The 11,442-nt window shown below is 72.0% G+C and carries 7 protein-coding genes; 4 read left to right on the top strand and 3 right to left on the bottom strand.

Going from position 1 to position 11,442, the window contains the following annotated elements; genetic code table 11:
- The first annotated feature begins 348 nt into the window (after positions 1-348).
- The 4 genes from ABIC52_RS07740 (at position 349) to ABIC52_RS07725 (ending at position 6,148) form a co-directional block, all read left to right on the top strand.
- Positions 349-1,719 carry a sensor histidine kinase gene (locus ABIC52_RS07740; RefSeq protein ID WP_354027048.1) on the top strand — a complete coding sequence of 457 codons (1,371 nt, stop codon included), beginning with the start codon at positions 349-351 and terminating at the stop codon, positions 1,717-1,719.
- Positions 1,716-2,360: a response regulator gene (locus ABIC52_RS07735; protein WP_354027047.1), complete on the top strand. Its 645-nt coding sequence runs from the start codon at positions 1,716-1,718 to the stop codon at positions 2,358-2,360. The genes ABIC52_RS07740 and ABIC52_RS07735 overlap by 4 nt, the downstream gene beginning before the upstream one ends.
- A 135-nt stretch (positions 2,361-2,495) precedes the next feature.
- Complete coding sequence (locus ABIC52_RS07730) at positions 2,496-3,374, top strand: hypothetical protein (RefSeq protein WP_354027046.1); 879 nt, start codon at positions 2,496-2,498, stop codon at positions 3,372-3,374.
- Positions 3,375-3,751: 377 nt separating this feature from the next.
- Positions 3,752-6,148 carry a purple acid phosphatase family protein gene (locus tag ABIC52_RS07725; RefSeq protein ID WP_354027045.1) on the top strand — a complete coding sequence of 799 codons (2,397 nt, stop codon included), beginning with the start codon at positions 3,752-3,754 and terminating at the stop codon, positions 6,146-6,148.
- A gap of 181 nt (positions 6,149-6,329) precedes the next feature.
- On the opposite strand, the gene opgC is transcribed toward ABIC52_RS07725, so the two are convergent.
- The 3 genes from opgC to ABIC52_RS07710 are packed head-to-tail and all read right to left on the bottom strand — an operon-like array spanning position 6,330 to position 11,388.
- Positions 6,330-8,963, bottom strand: a complete 2,634-nt coding sequence (gene opgC / locus ABIC52_RS07720; protein ID WP_354027044.1) for an OpgC domain-containing protein — start codon at positions 8,961-8,963, stop codon at positions 6,330-6,332.
- Complete coding sequence (locus ABIC52_RS07715; RefSeq protein WP_354027043.1) at positions 8,951-9,364, bottom strand: ATP-binding protein; 414 nt, start codon at positions 9,362-9,364, stop codon at positions 8,951-8,953. Before ABIC52_RS07715 ends, opgC begins: the two co-directional genes overlap by 13 nt.
- Positions 9,361-11,388: a glycosyltransferase gene (locus ABIC52_RS07710; RefSeq protein ID WP_354027042.1), complete on the bottom strand. Its 2,028-nt coding sequence runs from the start codon at positions 11,386-11,388 to the stop codon at positions 9,361-9,363. The genes ABIC52_RS07715 and ABIC52_RS07710 overlap by 4 nt, the downstream gene beginning before the upstream one ends.
- Positions 11,389-11,442 lie beyond the last annotated feature (54 nt).

Genomic DNA, 11,442 nt, shown 5'->3' with positions numbered 1-11,442 from the left:
GCGCCCGCGGGGTCGCTTGGTGGTCTCGGGGGGGCGACCGCGGTTGGTGCCGGGGTGTCCCCGGCTGGCTTGGGGGGGGGCGGGCGCCCCCCCCCCCCCCGGGGGGGGGGGGGGGGGCCCCGCGGCCCCCCCGCCTCCCGTCCGTCCCCTCGTCACGCCGCCCTGCCAGGCGGATCCGCGCGTACCAGACGGATCCGCGCGTACCAGGTCGTTCCTCCTGACCAGGTACGCGCGGTTCCGCTTCCCACTCCACGTGTGATGGGAAGGAACGAGCACCCGGGTCGGACCCGCTCGTCCAGCAGCCGCGACCGGGAACCGAGCACAGCTCAGGCCGGTTACGGTTGCTCCGTGCGTGGACAACGGGCGTCGACCAGCGGGCAGCCGACCCCGGTCGTGCTCGTCGCCGCGGATCCCCGTCGTCGTGCCGCACGGACCCCCTGGCGACGGGTCCTCGTCGGGGTCGTCGTCGCCGCGCTGCTCGGCGGTGCGGTCGTCGCGACCGCCGGCACTCTCGTCGCGCAACGCGTCGCCGAGTCCTTCGCCGTCCGCGACGCCACCGCCGACACGGCCGCGCTCGCCCGCGTCGTGGTGGAACCCGCCCTCGTCGACGACGTCGCCGGTCGCGACCCGAGCACCCGTGCCGCCGCACGCGCCCGACTCGACGACGCCCTGGCCGGCGAGTCCCGCGCCGGTTCGACCGTGCGCCTGAAGCTCTGGGGCGCGGACGGCACCGTGCTCTGGTCCGACGAGCCCCGACTGGTCGGCGAGCGCTTCCCGCTGTCCGACGAGGACCTCGAGGCGCTCCGGACCGACCGCTCCGACGCCGAGGTGTCCGACCTGGACGAGCCCGAGAACCGCTACGAACGCGGACACGGACCGCTGCTCGAGGCGTACCAGGCGGTGCACACGCCGTCCGGCGAGGCGTTGCTGTTCGAGGCGTACCGCCCCTACGACCAGGTCCTCGCCCGCGCCGCCGACCTGCGGACGGCGTTCGCCGCACTGGCGTTCGGCACGGTCGGGGTCGTCCTCCTGCTGCTCGTCCCGCTCCTGCTCTGGCTGCTCCTGCGGATCCGCACGGGCCAGCGCCTCCGTGAGCGGCTGCTCGGGCGCGCGCTCGACGCCGAGGCCGACGAACGACGTCGCCTCGCGGGCGAACTGCACGACGGGCCGGTGCAGGACGTCGCCGGACTGGCGCTGTCGCTCGGTGCGGTGCCCGAGACGCGGGCGGCCGCCGAGACACTCCGGCAGGCGGTGTCCGCGCTCCGGACCTCGATGGCGACCATCCGCCCGGCCGATCCCGGGCGCGACGGCCTCGGCGCGGCGCTCGACGACGCATGTGCTCGGGCGCGAGCAGCCGGGGTGCTCACCGACGTCGACGTCGACGTCGCCGAGCCGCTCGACGCGTCGGCTGCCGCCCGGACCGCGGTCGTGCGCTTCGTGCGTGAGGCCGTGTGGAACGCCGCGAAGCACGCCGGGGCATCCCGGATCGGCGTCGTGGCTCGCGCCGACGGAGGGGACCTGCTGGTCCGCGTGACCGACGACGGGGTGGGGTTCGACCCGGCGCTCCTCGACCGTCCGGCGCCGACGGGGCACCTCGGTACGACGCTCCTGCGCGAGGTCGCCGAGGACACCGGCGGCTCGCTGCTGCTCCGGACCGCACCGGGCGCGGGGACCACCTGGGAGCTGACGCTGCCCGCGCGGACGGAGTCGCTGCGGTGAGGGTGCTGCTCGTCGACGACCACGCCCTGGTCCGGCAGGGGCTCCGCGCCGTGCTCGCGACGACGACCGACTGCGACGTGGTCGGCGAGGCGGGCACGGGGGAGGAAGCCGTGGAGCGTGCCGGTGCCCTGCACCCGGACGTCGTCGTGATGGACCTCTCGATGCCCGGTGCCGGCGGGGTCGAGGCGACGCGGACGATCCGCACCGTGCTGCCGACCGTCCGGGTGCTCGTCCTCACCACGTTCTCCGACGACGACCGCGTCCGCGCCGCCCTGGCAGCCGGGGCGACCGGCTACCTGCTCAAGGACGCCACGCCCGAACAGGTGGTCGCCGCGGTCCGCTCGACCGCGCGGGACGAGGCGCCCGTCGACCCCCGGGTCGCCCGCGCCCTGCTGCCCGACGCTCCGGTCCCGGCACGCGACCGCGGCCCGGAGCCGGCACGCGACCGCGCCCCGGACCTGCCGCCGCGCGAGCGGGACGTGCTCGTCCGGATCGCACGCGGGCTGTCGAACCGGCAGATCGCGACCGAACTCGGGATCGCCGAGCGGACCGTGAAGGTGCACGTCGGGTCACTCTTCCGCCGCATCGGCGTCGCCGACCGGACGAGTGCGGCGCTCTGGGCCCGCGACCACGGCTGGTGACGACCCGGCCGTCCACGTGCGGGCGGTCCGGGTACTAGTACCAAGGTCCGATGGTGCGGTCACCGCGTCACGGCGACGATCGTCCCGAGGGACGCGACCACCGCAGGCGCGTCGGACCAGCCCAGGAGGCACCCCATGACCACCCAGCGCACGCGACGCCGCACCACCGGCCTCGCCGCCGTGATCGCGCTCGGCGCCGTCGCCGCAGCGGCCCTCGCCGGGGTCTCCCCCGCGACCGCGTCCGGCAAGACGTCGACCGGAGGCGACTACGCCGTCACGGTGAACGGCACCACGACGAACCCCGCCGTCGGCAAGGACTTCAAGCTGAAGGACGTCGCCGTCACCGGCACCATCGCGGTCCGCGGCAAGCACAACGGCTTCGACATCCGCGTGGCCGACCTGGGCGTCTACGACTACACGCTGACGGGAGCCCCGGACACGCAGCGGATGGTGACGAAGCCGACCGTGGTCTTCGCGTCGAAGGTCCCATCGCTCACCGCCGCGCAACTGTCCGGCACGAAGCTGTCCTCGCTCGAGGTCCGCGACGACACGCTCGTCGCGATCTTCGGCACCGGTGCGGGCAAGTTCAAGATCCAGGCGAAGGACGGCGCCCAGGGCGGCATCTTCCAGATGGAGACCGAGTTCGCCCAGCCGGTGACGTTCACGCACACGCTCGGTGCCGGCCTGTTCTACTTCACGAACCCGTACACCGGGAAGATCAACCTCGGCGACGGGGTCGCGGCGGTGGCCGGGGGCAGCGACGCGCACCAGATGCTGCTCGGCAAGGACAGCCCGCAGGTCGCGACGAAGACCTCGCAGACGGCCACGACGACGACGTGGACCGTGCAGCCCGGCGGCCGCATGGGAGGCGTGCTCGGCGAGGACGCGGTCGAGCTCTCGCAGGGCGCGACGAACTGCACGAGCGACTGCCAGGCGCAGAACCAGGTCCGTGGGTCGCTGCCCGTGCCGCCGGACCCGGTGGACCCGCAGCCGTTGGGCAGCACGTCGCGCTGACGCGACCACGTGACGGACGGGCGCGCCCCGCTCAGCGGCAACGCGAAGCGTTGCGCGGGGCGCGCCGACCGAGCCCGCGAGGGAGGACGGTGCCAGCTGGCACCGCGCCTCCCGTCCGTCAGCTGGTCGCGCCGGCCCTGGCAGGTGGAATCGCGCGTACCAGGCGAGATCGCGCGTACCAGGTCGTTCCTTCTGACCAGGTACGCGCGGTTCCGCTTCCCACTCCACGCGCGATGGGAAGGAACGGGCGCGTCGGGCCACCGCAGCTGTGCGTCCTGACAGTTCCACGCCCGTACGACCGCCGGAAACCTGTGGGACAACTCAGCAGGATCGGATGTCCCAGGCCCCCACGAGGGGGTCACGACGACAAGGACACCATGACCCCGCAGCACCCCGCACGACCGCGGCGCACCGCACGCACGGTCGGAGCCACCACCGCGGCCCTCGCCGCGATCGCCGCCCTGACGATGATCGGTTCCGTCCCCGCCGCCTCGGCCGAGGAGGCACCGCTCGTCACCTCGACCACCGAGTGGCAGTACCTGGAGGACGGGTCCGACCCCGCTGCCGGGCAGCCCGACCGCACCGCCTGGACGACGGGCGCCCTGCCCACGGGCGACTGGAAGACCGGCACGGGCTCGTTCGGCGCGAAGAACGGCGCGGCGACGGGCATGGGCGGCGGGCACACCGTCGACACCCTCCTCGAGCAGTACCTGGCGGACGGCAAGGACGTCCCGACCTACTTCTTCCGCTCCTCGTTCGAGGCCGACGCGACCGACCTGGCGGCGTGGAAGTCCCTCACCGCCGAGGTCGTGTACGACGACGCCCTCGTCGTGTACGTGAACGGCACGAAGGTCGCCGGCTTCGAGGACGGCGGCGTCACGCAGAACGTGCAGTACGCGGGCGACAACGGCGCCGACCCGGACACGAGCACGTTCTCCGTCGACGCCTCGCTGCTCCACGAGGGCGAGAACGACATCGCGGTCGCGCTGTACCAGGGACGCTCGAACAGCTCCGACGTCTACTTCGAGATGCCGTCGCTGACCCCCGTGGACGCCGCGCAGCCCGCGACGATCTCCGACGTGGTGATGACGATCGGAGCCGACGCCTCGTCGCGGAACCTCGCCTGGTACTCCGACTCCGCCGCTGCCGAGGGCGCGCAGGTCGTCCCGGCGTCCCGCCTCGTCGACGGCGCCTTCCCGGCGACCGGCGCCACCGAGGTCGCCAGCACCTCCGGCACCGCCACCGACGGGCAGCAGTACCACCACGCGACGCTCGCGGGTCTCGCACCCTCGAGCGAGTACGCCTACCGGGTCGGGAGCGACACCGACGGCTGGAGCCCGGTCACCACCTTCCGCACGGGTGACGGGGACGGCGACTACTCGTTCGTCTTCATCGGCGACGCGCAGATCGGCGCCTCCGGCAACGCGGCGTCGGACACGGCGGGCTGGGTCGACACGATGAACGTGGCCGAGCGTGCCTTCCCGGACTCCGAGATGGTGTTCTCCGCCGGCGACCAGGTCAACACGGCCTCGAACGAGGCGCAGTACGAGGGCTTCCTCTCGCCGGACCAGCTCGGCCGCATCCCGCTCGTGACGAACATCGGCAACCACGACGTGGCGAGCCTGGCCTACGAGCAGCACTTCAACCTGCCGAACGTCTCCACCGAGCACGGCAAGCCCGATGCCGTTCGCGCGGGCGGCGACTACTGGTTCACCTACGGGGACACGCTCTACATCTCGTTCAACTCGAACGACATGGACGACGCCGGGCACGCCGAGTTCGCGGAGGAGGTGCTCGCGGAGCACGGCGACGAGGCGCGCTGGAAGGTCGTCACCTTCCACCACTCGGTGTACAGCACGGCGTCGCACGCGGACGACTCGGACATCGTCACCCGCCGCGCCGACCTGCCGCCGGCGCTCAGCGCGCTCGACGTGGACCTGGTGCTCATGGGGCACGACCACGTGTACGTCCGCAGCTACCTGATGAGCGGTACGACCCCGGTCGGTACCGGCGCCCCCACGGAGACGGTCACGCCCACGGGCGACGAGGTGCTCTACGTCACGGCGAACTCGTCGTCGGGCAGCAAGTACTACGACATCACGCCCGGACCGTTCGACTTCGCCGCCGTGCAGAACCAGGAGTACACGCCGAACTTCACGAACGTCGAGGTCTCGGGCGACGCCATCGCGATGACGACCTACCGGTCGGCGGACATGACCGTGGTCGACCGGGTCACGCTGCAGAAGCCGACCGAGCCGACCGACCCCGGCACCGACCCGACCGAGCCGACCGACCCCGGCACCGAGCCGACCGACCCCGGCACGCCGTCCGACGAGGCTCCCGTCGCCGCGGACCTCGCGACGCTCACCGAGGCGACCCACACGCTGCGGGTGGACGCCGTCGACGAGGAGGCGGGCACCGTCACCGTCACCGTCCCCCGCGAGCTCGCCGGCGCCCCGCTCGACTGGTTCGTGCACTCCGACGCCGAGTACCTCGGCGACGACCCGACCGACGACGACGGGGTGCTGACCCTGCAGCTGCCGGTCGACCTCGCGGCGGGTGAGCACACCCTCGTCGGCCAGCGCGCCGACGGGTCGGTCGCCACGTGGGGCACGTTCGCCTTCGTCGTCGACCCGGCACCGGGAGCACCAGCCGGCCAGCCGTCGGGGGCGCTCGCGTTCACCGGCGCCGACGTCCTGCCGCTCGCGGCGGGCAGCGCCCTGGCGCTGGCAGCCGGACTGGGGATCGCGCTGGCTCGCCGCCGCCGCGCCTGACGCAGCACCGGACGGGAGGCGCGGTGCGGGTCCGACCCGCACCGCGCCTCCCGTCCGTCCCGGTCCCGCGCGCGCGGACCGCCACGAGACTCGGGCTCAGCGACGGTCCTCGCGCCGCCGACCGCGAGAACCGTCGGTGAGGACGAGACTCGGGGCCCGCTGCAGCGGAGCATCGAGCGGGTCAGCGCGGGATGACCGAGAACATGAACCGCTTCCGGATCATGTACCAGACGAGCAGGATCAGGGCCGTGTGGGCCGCGAAGCCGATCCAGCCGTTGAACCAGTTCACGCCCGGGATCGAGGCGATGGCCAGCGCGAAGAAGACCTGCCAGACGAACACGTACAAGCTGGCCTGGCCGATCGGGATCCACAGCCATCCGATGACGGCGTTGATCGGCTTCCAGAACACGGTGAGGATCGCGTAGGACACGATCGCGAAGAACGCGATGTCCACCAGACGCCCCCACTGCAGGTCGACGCGCTGGTACGCCGTGTTGTAGAGGTCGTCGTACATCGACGCCGGGAACGGCACGGGCGTGAACCCGTACTGGTGCGCCGCCCAGACGTAGACCAAGAACAGCGCGTACCCGGTGATCCCCACGCCGACGAGCACCTTGCCGAGCCGCCCGGTCAGCGCGGTGATGATCTGGCGCCGGTAGTAGCCGAGCACGAGACCGTGCGTGAACACGACCTGCCAGATCAGGAGCGGGAACACCCCCTCGAACTGCGCGTTCACGGGGCGGAAGTCCGGGTTGAGCACCTGGAACGCGTAGAGGCCCCAACTCACGAGCAGCAGCGCCCACCAGAACCCCCGCTTGATCACCCACATGAAGACCGGGATGAACAGGCTGAGCACGACGAACAGCCCCATGATGTTGAACGGCCACGGCCCCATCTCGAGCAGCAGGAACTGTCGGATCGCGTACCAAGGCGGCGGGTAGGACAGCAGCTGCATCGCGTTCGGGTAGAGGTCGTACACGCGCCCTTCGGCCCCGACACCCCCGGTGCCGGTCCCCCGGTCGGTGAACGTCGTGATCGCGTCGGTGTTCAGGAAGGGCACGAAGCTCAGCGCGAAGACGACCAGGATCACCCCGAGCGTCACGAGGTACTGCTTGCGCGCCCGCTTCCACGCGCCGACCGCCGCCACCCACTCGCCGAACTTCTTGATCGCGAACGGGTACGTCATCCCGAGCACCATGCCGGACAGGAAGACGAACATCTCGGCACCGGTGATGGCGCCCGTCGCGTGCAGCGTGATGTACGAGTACGGGCCGCCGATCTCGATGTGCGTGATCACCACCGCGAGGATGATGAACCCGCGGAACAGGTCGAGGCGCAGGTCGCGGCCCGGCTTGCCGTCGTCCGGGTACCGCCAGCTCGGCAGCAGCCGCCCGACCAGTCCGCTCAGCAGGAAGGCCGCCGCGAGGCCGAAGGCGCACCAGACGATCCACGCCATCTGGTCGCCGCCGGTCTCGTACTCCTGGCTGATCGCGCCGGCGCCGTCCTGCGGGGTGACCCGGTCGGTGACCGGTCCACCCTCGAAGCGGTCCGTCGCCTGCAGGTCGACGCGGAACGACCCGGCGACGCCCGGGACGGCGGTGTTGCGCCAGTCGGCGACGCGGTTGTCGGCCTCGGGTTCACGACGGTTCGTCTCGAGGAAGGTGACGCCGCGCACCTCCGGTCGGTCCTGCACGGCGGCGAACACCTGCCGCCACCAGGAGCGCTTGACCTCGAGTTGGCTGTCGCCGTCGAGCGAGTGGTCGTACAGCGCGCCGGTGTCGAGCAGCATCGGGCGGTCCTCGCCCTGGGCGAACCGCTCGGTGAACGTGCCCTCGGACTGCCGCTCCTGGTAGCCCCAGGTCTCGTCGAAGCGCGCCTCGACCTCACCGGCGCTCGGAGCCTCGTTCGTCGTCAGCGGGACGTCGCGGCCGGCGGCCTCGGTCGACTTCCCCTTGCCGAAGAAGAACATCGACAGGCCGACCCAGTCGACGCTCGACGCGCCGGGCCAGTACGGCCCGTACGGGTCGTCTGCTGCGTCGAGTCGCCCGTCGCCGTTCGTGTCGGCCTTGGCGACGTCGACGGCGGAGAGGTCCTCGAGTCGTCCCGCGGACTCCCCGAAGGGGTAGCCGGCGCCGTACGACGGCGACCACACCATCGCTGCATCGGAGTCGCCCCGGTGCACGACTCCGGCGAAGGCGCGGAAGGCGCTGACGTAGGCGGTCGGCTGCTGCCCCCAGCGGACCCACGTTCCGTTCATCTGCGGTGCGAACCGGACGAGCACCTGGGTGTCGTACTGGGCGTGCGCCTCCTCGAACAGACGGTTCGCGGCGCGCGCGTCGTCACGGCTCAGGGACCCGAGCGGCTGCGTCGGGGTGAGCGTCACCACCAGCACGGCACCCCGTGCGGCGGCGGCGCGGGTCGCGCGGTCGTACTGTTCGCGGGCCGTACGGTCGAAGGGGTAGTCGAGCTCGACGCCGTACATCGACGGGTCGGCACCGAGCCGTCCGGCGTAGCCGTCCGGGGCGTCCGGCCCCCAGTCGAGGTCGGGTCCGTACCAGGCCAGGCCGTCGGCCGGCAGCAGGCCGGCACCCGTCCGGGAGGCGCTGGTCGCCGTACCGGGTGCGGTCGCCGGGGACGTGGGCGCCGGTGAGGACGTCGGGTCCGGTGACGCCGTCGGGTCAGGTGACGACGTGGCCGCGCCGGTCGACGTCACCGTCGCCGCCGCCGACGCCGGGAGCGCTCCGCCGAGCAGCAGCGTCCCCACGACGACGAGGAACGCGACGGTCTTGGCCAGGGCGCCCCTCACCGGTTGCACGCCAAGGTCCAGATGTTGTGGCCGCCGGTGTGCGCGTGCTCCAGGCGATCGAGGGCGGCGAGCGCGAGGGCGAGGCCGCGACCGCTCTCCTCGTCGGTGTCGGCCATGGTCACGGCGGACAGGTCGACGTCCGCGGGGCGACCGTTGTCGGTGAGCACCGCGACGAGCTCGGCGTCCGTGGCGGAGAGCTGCACCGTGTACCCGCGTCCGGCCTCGACGTCCGTGCGACGGGTGTGCTCGACGATGTTCGCGGCGATCTCGGCCAGGGCGGTCTCGAGCGAGAAGCGGAGCCGCGCGTCGTCGATGCCCAGGGTGTCCCACCACGCACCGAACCGGTCCTGCACGACGTCGAGCGACTCGGTGACCGCCGGGACGTCGAAGGTCAACTGGTGGTCGGTCACAGGGGGCCTCCTGCCGTCGAGGACACGTGTTCGGACTGCGGTGTCCCCGCGTCCGGTCCGCGGTAGAGCACGGCGCGGACGACGATGCTGAAGATGAACAGGTCGAAGACCACCCACGCGGTGTTCACGAGCGGCGCGATGCCGTCCGCCTGGCCGGTGGCGTACCGGATCGCGATCATCACGAGGGCGGCGACGAGCGCACCCATCGCGTACAGCTGGGGCTTCACAAGGTCCCACCGCGGTCGCTGGTCGGACTCGTCCTTGACCTTCGGCGTCACGCGGAAGCCCAGTGGCTTGCCGCGGAACACGTTCTCGAACGCGCTCGTCACCGACTCGATCCAGACGGGGAACAGCGCGAGCGAGTACTGCTGCCCACGCCACGTGGGTCTCCCGGCGGCCACCACCCAGAACAGCAGCTGGTTGAGCACGAGGAACGGGATGAGCCGCACGAAGAAGTCGACGCTGTAGGCCTGCACGGGCACGACGCCGAACGACAGGCAGAGCACCGGGGCCGCGATGTACACGACCGCCGCGAAGCCCGACAGGTAGCTCCACATCGTCGAGAAGTACATGAGCCGCTGCCCCCACGACAGACCCTTCTGCACGAGGGGGTTCTCGCGGAAGAACACCTGCATGGTGCCCTGCGCCCAGCGCAGCCGCTGCACGAGCATGGTCGGCAGGTCCTCCGGCGCGAGCCCCTTCGCGAGGATCTCGTCGTGGTACGCGGACTTCCAGCCGAGGCCGTGCAGGCGCATCGCGGTGGCCATGTCCTCGGTCACGGAGATCGTGGCCAGCGGCATGATCGGCTGGGCCTCGTCGTCCCGGTTGACGTCGAGTGCGCGGGCGAGCACCGCGATCGACTCGATGGCGGCGACGGGCGAGGCGTCACGACGACCGAGCACGTCGAGCGCTGCGTCGTCGAGACCGGCGAAGGTGTCCGCCTCGGTCGACATCGCCGCGAGCTCCTGCAGGTCACGGCGGACGGACTCGAGGTCGGCGGCGGCGAAGCGGTAGGCGATCGCGTCGATGCCGCGCTGGAAGTCGTAGGTGACGTCACCGAGCGGCTCGCCGCGGTCGATCTGCTCCCGCGCCCGCTCGACGACCTCCTCCGCGTTGTCGAGCGCCTCGAGCACGCGCGGGTCGGTCTCGGTCTCCCGCGCCCGGGCGAGCAGCTTCCGCGCGGTCTTGACGGTGCGCTCGACGGACTCCTCGACCTCGCGCACGTACCGGGTGACGCCGAGCTGCATGAGCGCCTCGCGCCGGAGGATCGCGTTCGAGCCGCAGAAGAACGCGGCGTTCCAACCGTCCTTCGACTGCTGGATCGGCCCGTAGAACAGCGGGGCCTGGCTCCCGAGCAGGTCGGCCTCCGGCACGTTCTCGAACCACTGCGGCGTCTGCACGAGCGCCATCCGCTCGTCCTTGAAGTAGCCGAGGGTCCGGTCGAGGATCGACGGCTCGGGCACCTGGTCGGCGTCGAGGATGAGCAGGAACTCGCCCTGGGTGGCGAGCAGCGCGTTGTTGAGGTTGCCGGCCTTGGCGTGGCGCGGACGGTCGACCCAGTCGGCACCACGCGTGATGACACCGATGCCGAGCGACTCGGCAGCGGCGCGCATCTCCGGACGGTTCCCGTCGTCGAGGATCCACGTCTGGTGCGGGTGCGTGATCGCCTTCGCCGCACGGGCGGTGCGGACCACCAGGTCGACCGGTTCGTTGTACGTCGTGATGAAGACGTCGACGGTGACGTCACCGGCGGGCTTCGTCGGCGGCTCCCCGCGCTCGCGGAGCCGCCACGCCCCGAAGGCGAACAGCAGCGAGTCGATCACGCTGTAGGTCTCGGCGAGGATCAGCGGCACCGCGATCCACCACGAGTGCCAGTTCACCGACGCGGCCCACCGCCAGACGATGTAGTTCACGCCGGCGATCGATGCCAGCAGTGCGACGGTGCGCACGGTCACGAGCCGCCTGGTCGCGGTGCCGTTGGTGAGTCGGCGACGGTCCTGACGGCTGACGTCGAGCGCGGTCATCGGCGTCCTTCCTGCTGCAGCCGGCCGACGCGGGGTGAGTGCGCCGTACCGCCT

This window comes from Curtobacterium oceanosedimentum (assembly GCF_040545555.1).
Lineage (GTDB): Bacteria > Actinomycetota > Actinomycetes > Actinomycetales > Microbacteriaceae > Curtobacterium.
Note: the sequence above shows the minus strand (reverse complement) of the source record. Positions and strands in the feature narration are given on the sequence as shown.

Coding starts and splice junctions, on each gene's coding strand:
- ABIC52_RS07730 (WP_354027046.1), top strand. CDS start 2,496: ATGACCACCCAGCGCACGCGACGCCGCACCACCGGCCTCGCCGCCGTG.
- ABIC52_RS07725 (WP_354027045.1), top strand. CDS start 3,752: ATGACCCCGCAGCACCCCGCACGACCGCGGCGCACCGCACGCACGGTC.
- ABIC52_RS07710 (WP_354027042.1), bottom strand. CDS start 11,388: ATGACCGCGCTCGACGTCAGCCGTCAGGACCGTCGCCGACTCACCAAC.